This is a genomic window from uncultured Alteromonas sp., from assembly GCF_963976965.1.
Classification (GTDB): domain Bacteria; phylum Pseudomonadota; class Gammaproteobacteria; order Enterobacterales; family Alteromonadaceae; genus Alteromonas; species Alteromonas naphthalenivorans.
In genome coordinates this window covers 1-20,701 of the sequence record NZ_CAXBMP010000016.1, presented here as the reverse complement: position 1 = coordinate 20,701, position 20,701 = coordinate 1, and the positions used below count along the sequence as shown (strand labels likewise).

Annotated in this window: 17 protein-coding genes; 14 read left to right on the top strand and 3 right to left on the bottom strand. The window is 37.8% G+C overall.

The window, feature by feature from the left end; genetic code table 11:
• Positions 1-328 precede the first annotated feature (328 nt).
• The 11 genes from AAC006_RS13030 (at position 329) to AAC006_RS12980 (ending at position 11,194) form a co-directional block, all read left to right on the top strand.
• Entirely contained in the window at positions 329-1,465 is a 1,137-nt protein-coding gene (locus AAC006_RS13030; protein ID WP_339891587.1) for a glycosyltransferase, read from the top strand.
• A 6-nt stretch (positions 1,466-1,471) separates the two neighbouring features.
• Positions 1,472-2,791, top strand: coding sequence for an O-antigen ligase family protein (locus AAC006_RS13025; protein ID WP_339891585.1), 1,320 nt, complete (start codon positions 1,472-1,474; stop codon positions 2,789-2,791).
• Positions 2,781-3,350 (top strand): serine acetyltransferase, encoded by a 570-nt coding sequence (locus tag AAC006_RS13020; protein WP_339891583.1) that lies wholly within the window; start codon positions 2,781-2,783, stop codon positions 3,348-3,350. Before AAC006_RS13025 ends, AAC006_RS13020 begins: the two co-directional genes overlap by 11 nt.
• Complete coding sequence (locus tag AAC006_RS13015) at positions 3,347-4,453, top strand: glycosyltransferase family 4 protein (RefSeq protein WP_339891582.1); 1,107 nt, start codon at positions 3,347-3,349, stop codon at positions 4,451-4,453. Before AAC006_RS13020 ends, AAC006_RS13015 begins: the two co-directional genes overlap by 4 nt.
• Complete coding sequence (locus tag AAC006_RS13010) at positions 4,453-5,346, top strand: sulfotransferase (RefSeq protein ID WP_339891581.1); 894 nt, start codon at positions 4,453-4,455, stop codon at positions 5,344-5,346. The genes AAC006_RS13015 and AAC006_RS13010 overlap by 1 nt, the downstream gene beginning before the upstream one ends.
• Before the next feature lie 2 nt (positions 5,347-5,348).
• The gene (locus tag AAC006_RS13005) at positions 5,349-6,200 is read left to right on the top strand and encodes a glycosyltransferase family 2 protein (protein ID WP_339891579.1); all 852 of its coding nucleotides are present in this window, start codon (positions 5,349-5,351) and stop codon (positions 6,198-6,200) included.
• Between the two features lie 15 nt (positions 6,201-6,215).
• Positions 6,216-7,094 (top strand): glycosyltransferase family 2 protein, encoded by an 879-nt coding sequence (locus AAC006_RS13000; protein WP_339891577.1) that lies wholly within the window; start codon positions 6,216-6,218, stop codon positions 7,092-7,094.
• A gap of 16 nt (positions 7,095-7,110) precedes the next feature.
• On the top strand, positions 7,111-8,535 hold the full coding sequence (locus tag AAC006_RS12995) for an oligosaccharide flippase family protein (protein WP_339891576.1): 1,425 nt from the start codon (positions 7,111-7,113) through the stop codon (positions 8,533-8,535).
• On the top strand, positions 8,536-9,756 hold the full coding sequence (locus AAC006_RS12990) for a glycosyltransferase (protein ID WP_339891574.1): 1,221 nt from the start codon (positions 8,536-8,538) through the stop codon (positions 9,754-9,756). It abuts the gene before it with no gap.
• Between the two features lie 34 nt (positions 9,757-9,790).
• Positions 9,791-10,435, top strand: a complete 645-nt coding sequence (locus AAC006_RS12985; protein ID WP_339891573.1) for a sulfotransferase family 2 domain-containing protein — start codon at positions 9,791-9,793, stop codon at positions 10,433-10,435.
• A gap of 123 nt (positions 10,436-10,558) precedes the next feature.
• Positions 10,559-11,194, top strand: a complete 636-nt coding sequence (locus AAC006_RS12980; protein ID WP_339891571.1) for a CCXG family PEP-CTERM protein — start codon at positions 10,559-10,561, stop codon at positions 11,192-11,194.
• 507 nt (positions 11,195-11,701) lie between these two features.
• Here the strand turns inward: AAC006_RS12980 and AAC006_RS12975 are convergent.
• Positions 11,702-14,251 carry a right-handed parallel beta-helix repeat-containing protein gene (locus AAC006_RS12975; RefSeq protein WP_339891570.1) on the bottom strand — a complete coding sequence of 850 codons (2,550 nt, stop codon included), beginning with the start codon at positions 14,249-14,251 and terminating at the stop codon, positions 11,702-11,704.
• Between the two features lie 270 nt (positions 14,252-14,521).
• On the opposite strand from AAC006_RS12975, the gene AAC006_RS12970 reads away from it, so the two are divergent.
• On the top strand, positions 14,522-15,634 hold the full coding sequence (locus AAC006_RS12970) for a glycosyltransferase family 4 protein (RefSeq protein ID WP_339891568.1): 1,113 nt from the start codon (positions 14,522-14,524) through the stop codon (positions 15,632-15,634).
• Here AAC006_RS12970 and AAC006_RS12965 read toward each other — a convergent pair.
• Complete coding sequence (locus AAC006_RS12965) at positions 15,623-16,759, bottom strand: glycosyltransferase (protein ID WP_339891566.1); 1,137 nt, start codon at positions 16,757-16,759, stop codon at positions 15,623-15,625. The genes AAC006_RS12970 and AAC006_RS12965 overlap by 12 nt on opposite strands.
• 107 nt (positions 16,760-16,866) lie before the next feature.
• Positions 16,867-18,774, bottom strand: coding sequence for an acyltransferase family protein (locus AAC006_RS12960; RefSeq protein WP_339891565.1), 1,908 nt, complete (start codon positions 18,772-18,774; stop codon positions 16,867-16,869).
• Positions 18,775-19,253: 479 nt separating this feature from the next.
• On the opposite strand from AAC006_RS12960, the gene AAC006_RS12955 reads away from it, so the two are divergent.
• Positions 19,254-19,622, top strand: a complete 369-nt coding sequence (locus tag AAC006_RS12955) for a GtrA family protein (protein WP_339891640.1) — start codon at positions 19,254-19,256, stop codon at positions 19,620-19,622.
• A complete protein-coding gene (locus AAC006_RS12950; RefSeq protein ID WP_339891564.1) occupies positions 19,615-20,544 on the top strand; it encodes a glycosyltransferase family 2 protein in 930 nt (309 codons plus the stop codon). Before AAC006_RS12955 ends, AAC006_RS12950 begins: the two co-directional genes overlap by 8 nt.
• Positions 20,545-20,701 lie beyond the last annotated feature (157 nt).

The window sequence follows — 20,701 nt, the reverse complement described above, 5'->3', positions numbered from 1 at the left end:
ACAAGGTAAAGCACGTAAACATAATAATACCGATATTTGGCATGGTTCATGTATAGAGTTTATATATGGGTTTCATGTATGTAATTGGCATATTCCATATGTATAGATGGTATTACCATTTACTAAACTTTGCGCAATAGTGCATAGTAAGAACCGGAACAAAACAAGAGCCAAATACTCATTAGAGTATATTCCGTTTTCTGTACTGCACATTTGCAAGCTTAAAGTAATGCAGCTTGCCATGTTGTAATTTTACTACAAAACTAAAATCGAGCTGTGCTAAACTTAGCGTTAGCATTTAGTCTAATGACAAGGATAAAGAAGTTTCATGCTAACTAGCAACCGCCCAGTAGTGTTTATTATTAATTCCCTAGAAGGCGGTGGTGCTGAACGGGTAATGGCAAAATTGCTAGCAATCATGGAAGACTACTTTTCACATGCAAACGTGCCTGTTCACCTCGTTTTGTTAGACACGCTGGAAGAAAGTCAGCAGTGCCCCCCTTATGTTACCAAAACAGTACTAACCAGCAATGGCAGCCTTAAAGCTGGTTATCAACAGTTAAAACCGTTACTTAAAACCCTAAACCCCCAAATTTGTTTTAGCTTTTTAACGCGCAGTAATTTTTTAAATATAGCCATAGCAAAATCGTTAGGCTATCGCGCCATTATTAGCGAACGCGTGAATACTACCAGCCATTTGTCGGGTGGTTTAAAAGACGGTATTAGCCGCTTTTTAGTTAAGCTTTTATATAAGCGGGCTGATAATGTGGTGGCAGTGTCTGAAGGTGTAAAAGCCGATTTAATTGAAAACTATGCCGTGCCAGAACCTAAAGTATCATTGTTATATAACCCTTACGATATTGCGCAGCTGCACGAACTTGCAAGCGAAGCGGTAACCGATATTCCTAAAGTGCCATACATAATAGGGGTAGGGCGGTTAGTTAAAAACAAAAACTTTTCACTGTTACTAAACGCGTATGCCAAAGCCGATATTGTTGAAGATTTAGTGATTTTGGGCGTGGGCAATGAAGAGGCCATGCTTAAAGCGCTAGCTAAAACACTTGGCATTGCAGATAAAGTACATTTTTTAGGATTTAAGCCAAACCCTTACCCGTACGTGGCCAAAGCAGAATATTTTGTATCCACTAGTAATGCAGAAGGTTTCCCCAACGCCATAGTGGAAGCCATGTGTTTGAACAAACCGGTAATTGCAACAAATTGCGAGTCGGGCCCTGCTGAAATTATTGCCGAACAATACCCGTACCAAGTTTCTGGTGCCAGCGAAGAAAAGAATGGCATACTGTGCGAGTTAAATAACGCACAAGGTGTTTCCGATGCATTGGTGTTATTTAAAGGTAGCGCTAACAGAGCGCGATATGTTGAAAAAAGCCAAGCGTGCGCGCAGCAGTTTTCTTATGCCGCTTTTCATAAGCGCGTAAGTGCCATTCTAGAAAAAGATGACTAACTAATTATGTTTGAAGCAATCAAACTACTGGTAGGGGTGGTTAGCCTAATAATGGTGTATAGAACCATTACCGGTAACTGCAACAAGTATTTAGCCTTTGCCATTTGCGCAATATGGTTACGCTACTTTCTATCTGCATTTCACACGGTTACTTACCCCTCTTTGGTGGCGGGCTTTTCAATTAATGCATTAGGTAGTATAGGCGTAGCGGGGTTGGGTTTACTGCTTATTCCCACCGCTGTTTTTACGTTAAAAAAACTATTTCCTTTCTATGTATTCTTTACCGCCATCGCAGTAAGTGGTTTCGTAAATATGGAAATACCTGGCACCATTAATGTATTGGTGAAATGGTGTTATTTCTTGGTGTTAGCGGGCGCGTTGTTTTTATCTATACGTAGTCAAGGGCAGAATGAAACGTTTAAGAAGTTGCTGGTGGCTTTTACTATGCCTCTTACTCTGCAGGTGTTTTCAGTATTGTTAGGTCATGCAAAATCAGCCGAAGCCGACGGTTCAACTAGTTATATTGGCGGATATAACCATGAAGCTGCATTTTCTATGATAATAGTGCCATTCATATTTGTTGTAGGCCTTATCGAGCGAGGCACTATTCGATTTAGAACTAGTTTGTTCACGTTAGCCGTATTTTTACTCATATTAGTCAATTACAGAACATCCATACTCACAATACTTCCAATTGCAGCCGTATTTTATTTCACACTTATAGAGCAGCGACTTAAACCTTCACAGAAAGCGCCCGTACTTACTATCGTAGCCATGCTTTTCGCCATAGTTTTTATGGCTTTATCATTCACTATGCAAGAGCGTTTCGCCGATGTAGGTTTAATGCTTGGCAATTTGGACCTTATTACGAAAGCCCCGATATATTTTAGTGAGGCCGAAAAAGATATTATGTCTGCTAGGGTATTCATTTGGAGCCAATATATTAATGCTTTTGCAAACGCAGATGGTTTAAATCAAATATTTGGCTTTGGCCCAGACTCTTGGAAGTCAAGGTTCACTTTATACGCTCATAATACATTTGTTTCCTATTTGTATGAGTATGGTGTTTTAGGGCTATGCAGTTTTATTCTTTTATGTGTGTTTATGATTTTACAACCGCTTGGTTTAAAAGATAAAAAACTATCGAAAATATTGACTCTATCATTTTTAGGCTTTTTAACGATGAATTTAGCAACCATGCCGCTTTGGAATATAGAGGGGTTGATATTTTTCTCTATTTTCTGTTCTTTAGTTTTCGGTGCGAAGGCGAAAACTCGGGAATTAAGTTTAAAACAAAAAACAAGTGTGCTTGCCAATGAAAATTAACAGTAAAAAAGATTATAAATTCTTTTTAGAGGCTGATTTAAAAGCGCTTAATATTATTCCAAGTCTTAAAAATAAGCTTTTTCATGATATTTGGACATTTCAGAAGAATTTAAGAAAATTGGAGTACTTTATAAATTGTAAACATTCTGCATTAGCCAAGCTACTCACTATATTTCTTCGCTTGAAACTTCGTAGGCAGGGCCGAAAACTTGGATTTTCAATACCACCAAATGCGTTTGGCCCTGGTTTGTCGATTGCCCATGCCGGCACTATCGTAGTTAATTCAAATGCTAAAATTGGTAGTAATTGCCGGATACATGTATGTGTGAATATCGGTGCGGATATAAATGATGGCTCTAAAGCACCGAAAATAGGAGACAGTTGCTACATTGGTCCTGGCGTAAAAGTTTATGGAGATATAGAAATAGGTAGCAATGTGGGCATGGGCGCTAATGCAGTTGTTAATAAAAGTTTTGGCAGTAATTTGACCATTGCCGGCGTGCCAGCAAAAATTATTAGCCATTCAGGACCTTTAAATTACAGGGACATAAGTAAATGAAAGTAGCAGTTGTTGGTTTAAGAGGTATACCCAACATAATGGGGGGCATTGAATCCCATTGTCAAAACTTGTACCCCCGAATGGCGAAGCAAGGATACGACATTACTATTTTAGGGCGTACGCCGTATCTCCACGAGCCTGAATATGAATTTGAAGGTGTCAAAGTCAAAGGCATTTGGGCATTTAAGAATAAGTTTCTTGAAACCTTTTTACACACCTTTGTAGCGATAATTTACGCAGGGGTAGTCCTACGCCCAGATGTTGTTCATATCCATGCCATTGGGCCTGCATTATTTACACCCTTAGCAAGATTGTTTGGCTTGAGAGTTGTTGTTACGCATCATGGCGCAGACTACGATAGGCAGAAATGGAACCGTTTTGCCAAAACGATTTTAAAGGCTGGCGAATTAATGGGAATTAAGTTTGCTAATTCAATCATTGTAGTAGGACGTTCTTTAACAAATAAGCTAAAACTTAAATACCCTAAGTGCAGTGAAAAAATACAATTTATACCTAATGGTACCTTAGTTGGATTTTCCGATAATGTAACTGAACAAGACTTGCCCAGCGATTTGGGCATAGTTCCGGGTAATTATATTCTAGCTGTAGCCCGATTGGTGCCTGAAAAAGGCATTCACGACCTAATAGAAGCCTATAAATTAAGTAATACAGTACTTAAATTAGTAATAGTTGGAGATGCTGATCACGGCGATGAATATTCTCAAAAGATAAAAAGTAGTGCCGATCAAAATATTATTATAGCGGGGCGAAGGAATGGCGCTGCACTTTCTAGTTTATATAAGTACTGTGGTCTGTTTGTATTACCTAGTTATCATGAGGGGCACCCTATCGTTGCACTGGAAGCTATAAGCGCAGGGAGTAGGGTTTTACTTTCTGATATATTGCCAAATAAAGATATAGACCTGCAAAGTGACTGCTACTTCCCTGTTGGAGATATCACTTCTTTGGCAAATAAAATAACTAATTTGCCATCACTTAACTTATCTGTTGATAAAGCAACATTTCTAGCAAAGTACGATTGGAACTCAATTGCTACTAAAACTATGAAAGCTTATTCCACGGTTGTAAGGAGTGAAGGTTGATGGAAAGTACTAAAAAAATTGATGTTATTTATATTTTGTCAGAAAAGTCATCCGGCTCTAGCTTTTTATTTAGAAGCTTAAATGACGCACTAGGTATAACTGCTTACCCCTCAACTAAACATTTTGAGTCAGAAACATTATTTTGGACAAAGGCGGCCTCACTTTTAGATAAACCTCAAGTAAGCATGTTAGCGAGTGCTGTTCCTTACGATAAAGACAGAGCTAGAAAAGAGTTAACAGAGTTTTTAGCAAGTAATTTACCGACTAACATCACGTTTAATACAGACGAAGAATTAGTATTTAATGGTTGGTTTGAATTACTTAAAGAATTTGGTCCAATTTTTATAGAAAAATCACCACATCACCTTCTGCAATGGAATGCGTTAGCACTTATGCTGGAATTCGAGAAACGATTCAGTGATAAAGTTAACTGTCATTATGTTTGTATTGCTAGAAATCCAAAAGATGTCTTTTTATCACAGTTTAGACGATGGAACGTTAATATAGCTCATCTTGAGAATCAGTGGCTTACAACCTACATGAACTGGGAACGCTTTCGCGATGAAGGTTCTACAAGATCTAGTAAAATTTTTACAAGATACGAAGAATTAGTTGCTGATAGGCAAAGTGTTATAGCAAAAATATGTAAGGTTGTTGGAGTAACACCAAAGCTTAAAGGCGAAGAGAAGGTTAGAAAAAGCAAGTCGTCAAAACAGTCAGAATCATTTGGTTATGCACTTTCCAGTTCGGTTATCAATTTAGCGAAATCAATGGGCTATTCACACAGTGAACTGCAACACACCCAATCTTTAAAGTGGACGCTGTATGAAATGTACATTCGATATTTGTATAGCCCCGCCAAATCTCTATACAGAATAGTAAAAGGAGTTTAGCTTTGGATTTTAGTGTAGTTATAACTACTTATAACAGGCCAGATTACTTAACGCTATCACTCGATAGTGTACTAAACCAATCCGTAGCGGTGAAAGAAGTTACCATTATTGATGACAATTCCAGCGTCGACTACTCAACGGTGTTAGAGAAGTATAGCGACACTAGAGTTCGCTATATAAAGCAGGCTGTATCTGGTGGCGCAAATGTAGCAAGAAATCTAGGTGTTAAAGAGTCTACAGGCGACGTGGTCGCATTTCTCGATGACGATGATATATGGTTACCTGATTATTTATCTTGGCATTTAGCTGAGTATGATAAGGGATGCGAAGCAGTTGTTTCTGGCTTTAAGCATTTAGGCAATGAGAAAGAAGTTAGAGTAAACAAAGATACGTCAGTAACCAAAGAGTCCTTGTTAAAAGGAAATACATACTGTGGTATGAGTGGCTTTTCGTGTAAGAAAGAGCTATTGGACCAAATGCCGTTCGATACAGCGCTAAATAATGGACAAGATTGGGATATGTATGTTCGACTTTATCAAAGCAATGTCCAATTTAATAACATTCCAAAACCAATATTCTTATACCGATTTCAAAACTTGGACGGTATAGGGGCAAAACTTCGCAAGATGAAACCTGAAGACATAGATAAGCGCCTTGGTTCTGCAAATAAGCACCGAGAGTTTTTAGGCCGGTATTGGTATAACAATAGGGTCGCCGAGCAGATATTATTTTCCCTAAAATATAAAAATGACAAAAACAAGTGGATATTGTTAGCAATTAGAAAAGCAGGTCTTTTAGCAACAGTAAACTTTTTTTCGACTCGTTTAAATATAAAGCTGCTTAAATTTTTCTGAATGAGACTTGCTTAAATGAATCAAGAGTTATTAATAACAGTGATAGTACCGGTATGGAACGATATCGATCGCATACTTCTTTGTGTAGAAGCACTTAAAGCGCAGACGCTTAAAAACAATGAGTATGAAATTTTTGTTGTCGATAATGGTTCAACAGACGGCACTTATGAAAAGTTACTAAGCCAGACGGGCATTACTTTATTACAAGAAAGTAATCCCGGATCTTACTCAGCTAGAAATAAAGGATTAAAAGAAGCTAGGGGGAAGTACGTTGCGTTTACTGACTCAGATTGTATTCCTGATGAAAAATGGTTAGAAAACTTAATTTCTTGTGCAATTGATAAACCATCGATGGGAATAATTGCCGGGGATATACAGTTTTTTAAAGAAAACACGTCAGTTGAAGCATCTGCTCTAGCCTATGAAGAACTGTTTTCAATGGATCAAGAAGCATACGCTAAGTTGGGGCTGTGTATAACTGCGAATTGGCTGTCAGACAGAGAAGTCATAATTAATAATTCTGGCTTTGATACAAGTTTGAAATCAGGTGGCGACCATGAAATGTCACAAAGGCTCACAGAGCAAGGACTTAAAGTTTATTTTTGCGAAGATGCGATAGTTATGCACCCTGCTAGGAATAAGAAAGAGATTTTAAAAAAAAGAAAAAGAGTAATTGGGGGAGCTTGGGATAAAAGTGTTAGTAAAGTAAAAGCAATTCGTCTTATTACCAACTCTTTGAAACTTTATATAAAACGTTCTATTAAAATTTTCGTTAGCAGTGATTCTTCATTAAAAAAACGTTTTTCCGTTTATGGAATCATAACATTAATCTTCATTACGTCGGTAAAAGAAATAGCTCGACTCTCTTTAGGTCAGAAAAGCTCACGAAGCTAATAAGGTATGTAGGACATTGAGTAGAATTGTAAGCGCTACATCGTGGACAACGCTCGCCACAGTAATCAATTTAGTATTAACCATGTTGCAGCTTGCCATTTTAGTTCGAATACTTGCACCAGAAGTATTCGGGCAGTTTGCAGTAGTAAATATGGTTATCGAAGTTTTCGTCGCATTCGCGTTAGGTGGTATCTCCAATTTCTTGATTTATAAGCGTGATGCCGATCAGGCTACTTCTAATGCCGTGTATTATTTAGCACTAGGAATAGGTGCAGTGTTTAGCCTTGTACTTTTCTTTTTGGCACCTGTTATTGCCAGTGCTTTAGGCTATGAAGCAATTATTCAAGAATTAAGGCTAGCTACGCTACTGCTCGTTGTATCGTCGCTTTCCTCACAATATCAAGCGGTGGGGATGAAGCATTTTAAACACCAACGCATTGCACAAATCGATATTTTTGCAAAAATAATTTCATTTGGCTTTGCCATTTCTTTTCCAGAGTTAGAGTTGCTTTGTTTAGTTGGCGCAGTAGTTATTTATCAACTGCTTAAGTTGATAGGATTTATGGTATTCCTAGGCAACTACGTTAATTTATCGCTTTCTATAAATTCATCTATTTATAAAGAAGCTTTCAATTACGGTATTTTCGATTTTGGCTCACAGGCACTGAATATAATAAGAAAACAACTAGACGTAATGATACTCGCTATTACCCTGCCAAGTAGTGAAATGGGTATTTACCATGTAATCAAGCAATTGGCGAGCAGGCCAGCACAAGCACTGCAGCCTATCATTGGTAAAGTCGCGTTACCTGCTTTTGCAGAAGTAAAAGATGACAAAGCTAGGTTTGCACGCGTTTATAAAGACTTTTATTTTGTTCAACTTTTTGTACTCGCTTTTATTTATGTACCAGTAATTATAGCGTCAGAGCTTGTTACCACCTTATTTTTCGGTGAGTCGTATGCTCAATACAGTTTAGTGCTTTCATTGTTAGCGGGTTTTTGGTTTATTCGTGTTGCAGCTTCAAACCTTGTAGGCCCATTAGTGCAATCTACAGGTTTAACAAAGCGTAACTTTATGTGGAACGTTTATGTAATGTGTCCTAACGCATTAGTCATTTACGTATCGTCCATGTATGGGGTCGAGGCGCTTGTAATGTCTATGGCAATCTTTCAAATAATATTATTTCCAGTGGTAAATTACTATTTTATCAAATTTATCACAGGGGTCGGTTTTTCTTATTCGATAAAAAGTATGGGTGTTTTACTAGTAGCTTTTGCCATCCCACTGTTATTATTTTATCAATTCGTTTTGCCATTCATACCAGATGTCATCTTTGTCAAAGAATCAGCGGTTGGTGTAGTAACGTTGTTAATAGCGCTGGTTTTATTTTTGAAATATTCAGAAGTGAAGCAATCTCTCAAAAGAATTAAAGGATTCTAAATGTTAGCAAATACGAAGGTTCTATTTTTTGTGAGAAGCTTTCCTGTTTTATCGCAAACATTCGTTTTAAACCAAGTTAAAGACTTGGTGAACGAGGGTATTGACGTACAAGTTCTCTCTGTAAACCCTACTAATGACGATACAGGTGTAGTCGAAGATATTTTTGGTGAAAGTGCATCAAAAAAAGTCACCTCAATATTGCCTACAGCACACAGTAGTAAATCATACCTTCACATGTTATTAGGTTTCCTATATTGCATGGTGTCGGTTAAGAGACATAAATTAATCTCTTTGTTTTTTCATTTTATGGCTAAGAAAAATAAGTTTTTAGCAAAAGATCTAATGTGTATTGTTTGGTTCCTTCGCGATAAAAACATTACAACAGGCAGTTGCATTGCTCATTTTGGTAGTAATGGCGTTGTTATGGATTATCTCATTGAAGCAGGGTTAGTGAAGTGTAGCAATTTGTTTACTATTTTCCACGGCTACGAAATAAGCAGATATGATCAACTTGATCTTTGGCAAGATTTGTATGGAAAGTTAGGTGGTTTCCTATTGCCAATTAGTGAGCATTGGAAAAATAAACTTATTGAGCTAGGGGCGAATGCATCAAAAATTGAAGTAGTTCACATGGGGGTAGATGTTGACCGCTTCGCTTATTCTGAAAAGGTTGTTTCTACGCCGCTTTCAATATTATCTGTTGCAAGGGCGACGGAGAAAAAGGGGCTTAAATACGCTATTGAAGCTGTACTAGAATGCCCAATTGAATGTGAGTATAAAATTATTGGAGACGGCGCATTAATGGATACTCTCAAACAAGCAGCAGCCAGCCATAAAAATAGTCATAGGGTAATATTTGAGGGCGCAAAACCATCTAGCTTCGTTGCCGAATCGTTGAAAAATACCGATTTATTTCTTCTACCCTCGGTAAGAGATAGTAAGGGAGATATGGAAGGAATACCGGTTTCTTTAATGGAAGCAATGGCGAGTGGTGTGGTTGTTTTATCAACAATTCATAGCGGAATTCCTGAATTAGTAGAACACGGTAAAACAGGCTTCTTGGTCAAGGAAAAAGATAGCCGTGCTATAAGCGATATGATTTTAGATATTTCAAAGCGATATGATCTTAATGACATCAGAAGGCGTGCTCGAGCAAAGATTGAAGTGTCATTTAATTCAGAAACCTTAAAAAGTAATCTAATCGAAATATTAACGAGGTAGGTGAATAAAATATGCTTGGTATAAAAGCTGCATTATGCTTGGTATAAAAACTGTTATAGGTGACTACCTAAAGGCGCATTCAAATATGTATCCTTACCGAAGGTATATGTGTAAAAACAATTGTATATTTATTCATATACCGAAGGCTGCAGGGACAAGTGTATTGCATGCGCTAACAGGCACGACTAAGCATGTTCAACGAGATCATTGTAGTGCGTTTAACTTTAGAAGCGCGGATAAAAAGCGTTTTGAAAATAGTTTCAAATTCGCATTTGTGCGGCATCCGATTGATAGACTTCAATCCGTTCATCGTTATTTACTATCGGGTGGTAATGGCACAAATAATAAGCGCCTAAGTTCGATCATTTCTACTGATTATTCACAGTTTGAGGACTTCGTCTTAGATTATCTTGACCCTATGAGGTTGCATACAGAGGTTCTTTTTAAGCCGCAGATTAGTTTTTTGTGTAATGAGCATTATGAAGTGATGGTCGATTTTGTTGGCAAGTACGAGCGTATCGACGAAGACTTTACATTTGTAAACACAAAACTAAATCTCAATACTACGCTACCAAAATCTAATGTTTCAAAAGTGACCAGCGTAGTTGAATTAGAGTCAAAAGTGCAGGAAAAAATATACGAGCTATATTCAAAGGATTTTGAACTTTTCGGCTATTAAAGGGTGTCACGATATTTTACACCGGCATAAAGATTTTTTTTATTGTTCCATATTATCAGTAGCTTATCTTTTGGCATGGGTATTGCTATGATTAAGTTGAACATATTTTAAGGCGTTGTTAGCATGAACAAAAAAATTGTAGCATTATTAAGTGCGTTTTTAATGTTAGGTAGTTTCTCGTCACAAGCGGCGGTTATTACTTATTCTTACGCAGAGTTGGATGGAAGTTTCAATGCTTCTTCAAACCTTCTTGATTATTTTAATAGTCAAAGCGCAACTGAAGTTTCAGTTACAGATTTTGGTTTGGAAGGGACGTTTGATGATTCTATTATGAACGTTACTTTTACTTTCGATTTAGCTTCTGATTCTGCGTTTGAAGTGTTTGCTGGCTTAGACGCTGGCTATGGTGCAGAGATCTATATCAACGATGCTTTAGTTTTGGATTCAACCGCTGATTTGTGGTGGAGCAAAAAGTGGACAAGCTCAGATGTTATTTCATTTGAACAGTTTCTTACTGCTGGCTCTAATTCATTCACAATAGTTTGGGCTGAAGAATGCTGTGGTGGTCTTAGTAGTATTGCTTTTTCTTCACCTTTGGTAGATGGCGGAGACTTGACTACTCTTTCTGTCTCAGCTTTAAGTGAGCTTGAAGCTACTGCGCCTGGAGCTCCAGTTGCTGTTAACGCACCTGGAACTGTTGGAATTCTAGCTGTGAGCCTATTAGCTTTAGTTAGAGTTCGAAAAACCACTCGCGCTTAATTGAAAAATTTAAATCTGCCAGAAATAATTTAGAATTTATTTCACATTAAACGCTTGGTGAACTTCACCGAGCGTTTTGTATTTTAAGACTAAGTGACGCGACTTTTTTTATCATAACGACTTATCGGTTCTTTAATTAAGCCCTTTTCTTTTCCGTGTTCTTCCATTAATCCCACATTCAATTCATCAGTTCGCCGGGGCACGGTGCTCGCCTTATCAAAGAGAGTGGCCACGCTTGAGTATCAATGAATAAATGCGCAGACCGGCTCATTTTAATTGATTCGAGAAATGAAGCGGGCTTACTTTTTTGGGTTTGACGCCAGCAGCAGGTCTAAATTTAAATCTACACATTAGATGCTTTATGTACTGCTTCAGCATTCAATACTAAGTTTATTTAAGTCAAACTTGAAGTGCCAAAGGTTAAATCTCACTCAATGAAAGCATTGAATGAATAAAAAAGTTCGTCTAATCTGCCCACATCTACTTATACATGTGTATCGACTTAACTCATTGACCAACCAAAATATCCTTTAAAGCAGTAGCACCAGCTTTGCTAACGTTAGGTGTCGCGCCATGTAATCCAGTTATACTTACGTTGCTAAATTTTATGCTGGAGTTGTTATTAGATTGATTCACATCATTATCTAAAATAAACACTATATACTTTATCTTTCCAAGGTCATATCCATCTAAATTAAAACTTAAAGTCGTGGCCATTTTGTTTCTAGATAAGTTTGTGAGATTGTTGCCATATGGTTGTACGCCCACGAATTTAAACACTCTTGATTGAGTTACCTTATTGTCTGTCTCTAGGGCTATTCCGCCTATTTCTATTCGTCCTTCGGCTTCATAACTTATGGATAATTCGGTATTGGCTCCTATATCTATATCTACAGGCACTTTGTACCACCCATTTCCTGTTATAGTAATACTAGAGTCTTTGTCAACGTCGACAGTGCCATATTTCGTTTGGTTGGCAAACGGACTAATATTTTCCATGTCGAAATATAGGTTAGGCGAAGATATTAGCTGACCTTCAATATCCTTCTGACGGCTAAAATTATAGATTAAGTCCTCAATATATACTGGAAGGTGTGTAGACGTTTTACTTAGTAAAACTTCTAAAAATTGGCTGTCATTTGTTAAATGGTGTTCTGATAAGCTATCAGAAGAAACGTCTAGGTAAGAGGTTTGAGACTGCGTATTAAAAATGACGTTATTGATAAACTTCGAAGAAATAAATTTTTGGTCATCATAAATTCCTAGCCCAACCATATTACTTTTCTTCCGGTTGATTATGATATTGTTCATTACTTCAAGCCAAAAGCTATTGTCGTTGTTAACTTGCGATGCAGTAATGCCGTTTCTGTCTGTTATAATTAAATTTTCAATAATGTAAGTTTTGCCGCCGGGTTTTGAAAGGAGTCCACCGGCTTTTATAGCAGTCCATTCTTTTCCTCTCTCATCCCCTAAATCATGTATATTGTTATGAAAAATGTAACTCGGCCCTAACATATTCGGTGCGATACTGACCCCCGCATACCCTTGCGTAAATTCATTTTCGTACACAAGTACGTTACGTTGGCCCCCATCAATTTCAATGAGGTCATCGTTGGCATATGCTAAATAGTTACCATAAATAGCTGAATCGCGAACAAAACCACCATTACGCCAAGTGTTTTTTCTTCCTTCAATAACATCGTTAAACCTATGTGTATCTGTACCATAAAAGCTGTTGTTTCTTACTATCATTTGTCCGCGAAACTGTTCCTCGGGGTGATAAGCATATACCTGTAAAGCGTTCGGGCCGTTAGGGTGGCCGTTACCCCAATGGTTAGCCTTTCCATTAGGGTCGTGAATTTTACATTCTTCAATAACTGATAAACCAGTTTTTTCAAGGTATATTCCAGAATCATAATTTATTGGAGATGTACTGGATTCAGATGAGTAACCCTTACCTCCTTTATACACACTAGCTATTCGCCCATAACCTGAAATATCACATCCTTTAATCCATATATCATGGGTGTTTCTCGCAAAAACCCCATAGCGTTCGCCTCCTTTGATGGTAAGGTTTTCAAGCATTATAAAAGCTTGTGAACCAATATTTACCGCAGATAAATACTCATTACCTGCATCTATAACTTGGCCATCCCCTATGATTTTTGCATAGCCATCTTCACTACCGTAGATATTTAGCGCTTCTAAGTCTAACTGACCGCCGGAGTATATTTCTGAAAGGTAGTATATTTTATTAGGGTCGATAGGAGGGGAGTTTGGGCGTGTCTGAAAATTGAATGAGTATTCTTCTTTATATCCATAGTAATCGGTTACTTCAACTTCAACCTCATAGGCTGTATCGGCATTCAAATGAACAATGCTACCAGAGAGTGCGCCATATATAGGCTCCCATGCAAGTTTTAAGGCTGGAAGCCATGTGTTATCACCAACTTCCCTGTACCTTACTTCGCTTGTGTAATCTTCGTCTTGACCGTAAATTACAATTCCGGCCGAGTGAATAAGCGGTGTGACACTATTCTCCATTCCTGTTGCAGAGGCTTCTAAAACGATAGTTGGGTCTAGTTTGTTTTCGACAGCGATTACTAAGAGTGTATCTTCATTTATTAAACTGTTTTCGGTAACGTAGGTCAGAATCCTATAGGCATCAATTGGAAACAACCTCACAAGGGTTGAGATAGCTGAAGATGTATCGTTGTTATCAACCAATTTTTCTGCAAGTTTGTTATCACGATATTGGTTTTGAATAACTAGCAACAGTGTATCTGTACGATAAAGGTTAATAATATTGGCTTTGTGTTGTGAGACGACTACTCTAGCAGCCTTCGATATCTTCATTTTTGATAGCGCGGTAGATAATTCGCTTTCACTACTGGCGTTGCTCGCAGCAAGATGTGATTGAATTGCGGCGCCGAGTTGATTATTAACGGAGCTACCGGGATCAGGACGTTTCAACACAGAGCAAGATGCCAGCGTCATTAACATAGTGGCGAGAAAAATAGAGAACAACTGTCTATAAGACACGGTTTGGGATTTCATAAGAAAATCCTTTGGCTGATTCGGAAAAGATAAAAAATACGGAAGTATAGATGCTAAGAAACGTATTTTTACGGAAGAGACTTACAGTGTAGTAATACGTTTTAAACTCCACAAGCGATTAGTCGGAACAAAAAACATACTTATTACGTTTTTATATAACTATTTCGTTATTTTATTCAGTGTTACGTGCAATTAATTTGTGTACCTGAATCCAGTTCATACTAAACTTACAAAAAACTAAGCTAACGTAGGCTAATAGGGAAATTATTGATGGCACACGTGTGTGTTGTCGGCACAAGAGGGGTACCTAACTTTGTCGGCGGTATTGAAACAATTTGTCAAAAACTGTATCCCTTGATACTTAAAGAGTGTTCTTCATATAAAATCACCCTCATCACTAGGCTGCCCTTTGAACAGCAAAAAAGTTACCGATACGAAAAAGTTGAGATTAAAGTAATAAAGGCGCTTAAAATCTCTGGGTTTGAAACTTTTTTACATACGTTTATCGCTTTGTGTTACGCCCGTATTTTTATTCACCCAAAAATTATGCATCTTCATGGAATAGGCCCTGGGTTTTTTAGTTTATTCTCGCGTCTATTAGGGTTCAAAACCGTGGTTACACACCATTCGCCTGACTATAAACGGCCTAAATGGAAATGGTACGCCAAGCTAATACTGAAAATAGGGGAGTTGTGTACTGTTCTGTTTGCTTCACGAATTATTTGCGTAAGCGCTTCGGTAAAAGAAGAGCTAGATGCCCGCTTTCCGTTTTTATTACAAAAACGCTTAGTTATTCGTAATGCTGGCTCACTCAATCACGTGCCCGCTGGAATCGAGCAAGATGCGCTTTTGAAGGAGTTAGGTTTAGAACCAAAACAATATATTTTAGCGGTTGGAAGGTTAGACGCAACAAAAGGCTTTGATAACCTTATAGAGGCTTACCTAGCAATGCATCCGACTAAATTAAAGTTGGTTATTGTAGGTGATAATTACATCGCTAATGATTATGTTAAAAAGATTACTCAGTATAGTAGCGAGAATATTATCTTTGCGGGTGCACATACTGGTGCCAATCTGGCTACTATTTACCAAAATGCTGCACTTCTAGTGAATCCCTCATTTATGGAAGGATATTGCCTAGTAGTAGCAGAAGCACTGTCAGCAAGCACACCTATAGTGGCCAGCGATATACCTGCCCATCGTGAGTTCAAACTCAACGAAGAAAGCTATGTTAAAAAGGGCGATGTGCCCGCGCTAACCGCAAAACTTAATGCTGAAGATTATTCGATTTACAGAAGTAAGTCGGCTGAATTTCTACAATCGAATAATACATGGGAGGCAAACGCCCACGAACACCTTAATTTATTCAACTCAATGCTGTAGTAACGTTTGTCGCAAAAATTGCCAATATTCGTTAGCAATCACCTCTATGGAAAAATCTTCAGCTCGTATCCTAGCTTTTTCAGCGAAATTGGCGCGAATACGTTCTTCGCTGTACAGGTTAAAGGCTCGAGTTAATTCTGAGGTGTTATTCAATGGTGCTAACAAGCCGTGTTTGGCTTCTGTGAGTTTATCACTCGTATATTGTGGATTTTCGTTTAGTATTTCGGCAGGGCCAGAAGGGCAGTTTGTCATTATTACTGGTAAACCTAAAACCATGGCCTCTACAAGCGCATTGGGAAAACCTTCATTCAATGATGCGGAAACATAATATTTAGCTTTACATACAATGGCAAACGGGTTTTCAGCATACCCAAGTAGGAAGACTTTCTGCTTCGCGTTTTTAAGTGATATATAATCTTCTATTTCTTCTTTTTGCTCACCTTCCCCTAAAATACAAAGTGGAGCGCTTTCGTTCGATGCTAAGTAAGCATCTATCAAACCTTTTACGTTTTTGCTTGTCGTTAGCCTTCCTGTACTAACAACAAAAGAGTGAGGCAATGCAAATTCAGGGGCAATTTTTGAATGTTTTTCAATTTGTGAAATATTGTAGGGGTTAAATATGGTCGTGGCTTTGGTAGCTGGAACGCTGAAGTTTTCAACAAGATCACTTGTTACGCCAGTTGAAACGCCAATTACAGCGTCGGCAAGGCGATAGGTCAATTTAGGCAATATACCCGCCAACAACCGCTTCATGTTTTTAAACTGCCCGTCTAGATGACTACTTAAATGCATGCGTTCACATAAAACGACCTTCCTGTTTTTAGAAGTCAATTTAAGTGCAGCGTTCACGACATTAGCCCTAACCAGAAAACTCACGCATAAATCAGGTTTACACTCGCGCTGAAGGCGCATTAAATTAATAAAGCTACGAACTAAACCTCTTTTACTTTCTAATTGATGTAGCGTGATATTATCAGGAAGAGCGCGAACGATGGGCTCATCATCTAGAAGGGCAACATGTACATCGAACTCAGAGTAGAACGCAGGTTCACTCAATAAATTTACCAGTGCCCTTTCTGCACCACCATACCCAATAGAATTTATAACAAACAAAACTCTCTTCACTAAACTTCCTTTTTACGGCAGAGGCTATTTAAAAATAATAATGTTAAAAGCTACGCTAAGCTCGAGAATACCGCTAATAGGAGCGCACGCATATAGTTAAGGTAAAGCTAATCCCAGAAGTCTATATTTTGGTTCAACATAGAGGAAATAAAATAGCTGCTTCCAGACTCTGATAAATGACCAGCGTCTTTCACCATTAGGTTACCTTTCTGGATTATCTTGCATTCTCCGTGAACACAAAATGTACTCATACTATCTATAACTGGAATGTTCGAGGTGTATGCAATTTGTTTAATCTGTTTGCTTTCTTTCTGGCCTTTACTTGGTTTTAAGTGCCAATCTTCATTCAACGGTTTGCCATTGGACAAACGCAAAATTAAATACTCTGGATTATTGATAGGGTAGATAGGTAGTTGATTAACCAGTGACACCTTCACATTTAATGCTTTAAGTGTCTTTATTGTGTTGCCTAACTTATTTAATTCTACACCTTGAGTTGCTGCATATTGCCAGTTAGATGCAAGTACTACGTGGTCAATATTATGAGATTCAATAACTTGAATTACATTGCTATTATTGTAAGCGCAATTTGGTCGATTGTTAGGTTGCGCATCGAATATAGGAGGGCAGCCTGCACTGGCAAACAAAAGAATATTACTTTTAATTTTTTCTTTCTGACTATGAATGCCGTAAACCAAATGGTTCGCATGAGAGTCACCCCACAAAAGGGTATTATGGTTACTTTCTTGCTTAGCGCCAATAAAACAATTATCGCCAGACCATTTTTCATAGCTTTCATTAGTGGACAGGAAACACTTACCTGAAAAAGCGCGGAATACTGGTCTTTCTTCGCTAATTACTTCATTAATAGCAAATCTTTGCTTAAAGCCATCCTGAAAGTGTATTAACCCACCAATGGAAGCCACAAATGCTGAAAAAGCGATGGTGTACATAAACGTTGTTTTCGATTCTTTTAGAGTGATTTTCCCTTTCCTGAATCTATTTTCAACGGTGGAATAAATAATGTAACCAAAAACAAATGATAGGAAAACAAGAGTGATTTTCTCAACTAAATTAATTTCACGAATGATGTAGTAGGTATAAAACACTACTAATGGCCAATGTATTAAGTAAGTTGAGTAAGAGATTTTGCCTATAAATACAATAGGCTTTGCTGCTAGGAACCTGCTTATATAAGTATCGTTATTATTGAAGACTATGACTAAAGCTGTTCCCAAACAAACGGGTATGGCACTAACGCCAGGAAAAAGCATAGATTCGTCAATCAGAACTACCGAGAGCGCGATTAATAATAACCCAATTAGCGTAATAATTTCTCGAATAGTGTTTTTTACGACTAGCCTTACCACTAGCGTACACATCGCCCCAGCTAAAAATTCCCAAATTCTAAATGGCATAAAGAAAAATGCGGCGCTGTTATCGATATGTACATATAAGGTACAGGCGATTAGAGAAAGTAATAGCAGAGCAAATAGTGCAAGGGTTCTAAACTTTTTGTGCAATTTAAAAACTAGAATCATAATAAGAGGGAATATGATGTAAAACTGTTCTTCCACAGCAAGAGACCAAGTGTGAAGGAGGGGCTTTAGTTCAGAGGGTCCATCGAAATAATCACTTTTTAACCAGAAAAAAATATTGGATAGATACGTTACTACACTGACAGCGCTTTGCCCCAACTCTTTGAATTCGTCAGGCATAAAAATGAAATAACCGCCAATAAGAGTAATGAGTAACGTAAAAACAAGCGCGGGATACAATCGTCTAATTCTTTTAGCGTAAAACGCTGTAAGACTAAAATCACCTTTAGTTAGGTCACGGATCAGCAATGAAGTTATGAGATAACCGGAAATAACAAAGAATATATCGACGCCTATAAATCCACCAGATAAGCCATAAAAACCACAATGGAATAGTACTACTGCAGAAACGGCAAAGGCTCTAAGCCCATCAATATCCGGTCTGTAACTAATGTGGGGTTTATCACTAATTTCCATTAAAGTAATCACTTATATAAATAAATGTAATTGGAGCGCTAAAAGTTTTAGCCAAAAAGGCTTCAGTTTCAGTGGAGTAATATTACGTCGAAGTGTATATAAAAAACATAAAAATATAGCTAAGGACGAGAAATAATAGTGTACATTCTAAGGAGTTGGTTGCTTACCTTTTCCGCACGATACGAATTTGGGGCTCAACGAGGTAGCGTAGTCATACTGCACTTCACCTGAGAGACTGCTTATTAAACGGCCTTACACAATAACGTGTTACATAAAATGTGTTTAAGTTAATAGAATGATGCAAAATAAATAAAAATCAGTGTGCCAGTGTGGTGGCTTCGTCTTTGCTAAGCATTTACTTGTATTAAATGATTAAACTAGTGGTTCTACGGCATCGAAAATAATAGACTTGTTTCATGCTATTAAGAAACATAGCACCATTTTTTATTTTTTTAATCAGGGATGTTGTTTTGAGTTCAATGGGATGGTTTCAGTTTAGGCGTTATTTTTCAGTGGGGGTTATCAATACCCTATTACACTGGGTAATTTTCTATTTGTTAGTTAGTTTAGGTCTTTCTCAGGCTACGTCTAATCTTTTAGCGTTTCTTGTCGCTGTCACCTTTTCTTATTTCGTAAACAGCAAAGTTACGTTCAATTCGCAATATTCATTCATTAAATACGTGTTGTTTACGGGGCTAATGGGGATTATTGCTTTTACATTTGGCCTAATCGCCGATTATTTTTCGTTAGCGGGTATCTATACTTTAGTTGCGTTCTCTGCAACAAGCTTTGTATTGGGTTTCATCATTTCCAAAGTATTTATCTTTAAGGATCCGAAGAGTGAGTAAAATAACGTTAGTTGTTCCAGTATTGAACGAGCAGGAAGTCATAGAGATTTTTTACAACAAGGTTAAGAGTGAGCTTAGTCAATACCAAACAGAGATTGTATTTGTAGACGATGGCAGTAACGACAGTACTTTAAGTATTATTGAAAAGCTGGCTTCTGAGGATGCATTAGTGGTGCCGCTATCTCTATCAAGAAATTTTGGGAAAGAAGCGGCTTTATTTGCTGGATTGGAACATGCTACAGGCGACGCAATAATTCCTATAGATGTAGATTTACAAGACCCTATTGAAGTAGTTCATGAGCTTATTGAAAAATGGAAAGAAGGGTTTGAAGTTGTTCTCGCTAAGCGCGTGAGTAGAAATTCTGATACTTATTTGAAGAAAAAGACAGCTCAGTGGTTCTACTCGTTACACAATAAAATTAGTTACACGAAGATAGAAGAAAATGTGGGTGACTTTCGCTTAATGGACAAGAGTATCGTCGAAAACATCATAATGCTCGACGAGCGAAACCTATTTATGAAAGCAGTGCTATCGTGGGTAGGGGGGAACACCGCCATTGTAACTTACTCACGAGAAGAACGTGCGGCTGGTGAGACAAAGTTTAATGGTTGGAAGTTGTGGAACTTAGCCTTAGAAGGGATTACGAGCTTTTCGACAGTACCTTTAAGAGTTTGGACTTATGTAGGTCTATTTATCGCATTTATGTCTTTCCTTTATGGTGGGTTCATGATTATTGATAAGCTAATCTGGGGAAATGAAGTTCAGGGTTACCCCTCCTTAATTGTCTCGGTTCTGTTCTTGGGCGGAATTCAACTCATAGGAATTGGTGTTCTAGGCGAATACATCGGTAGAATATATGTAGAAACAAAGAGAAGGCCTAGGTATTTACTGAGAAACAAAAGACCTGATAAAAATAGTTAGCATTCACTAATAAACAGGCTCAGCAATCTTTAACATATTTTTGAGATTGCCGAGCGCCTGCCAAGAAAGCTATTTCTACCAAAAATTACGGACTGGCTACAGCAGGGTGAGATCGTGAATATTTATTGACCAGTTGGCGGAAACTAAACGATCAGTT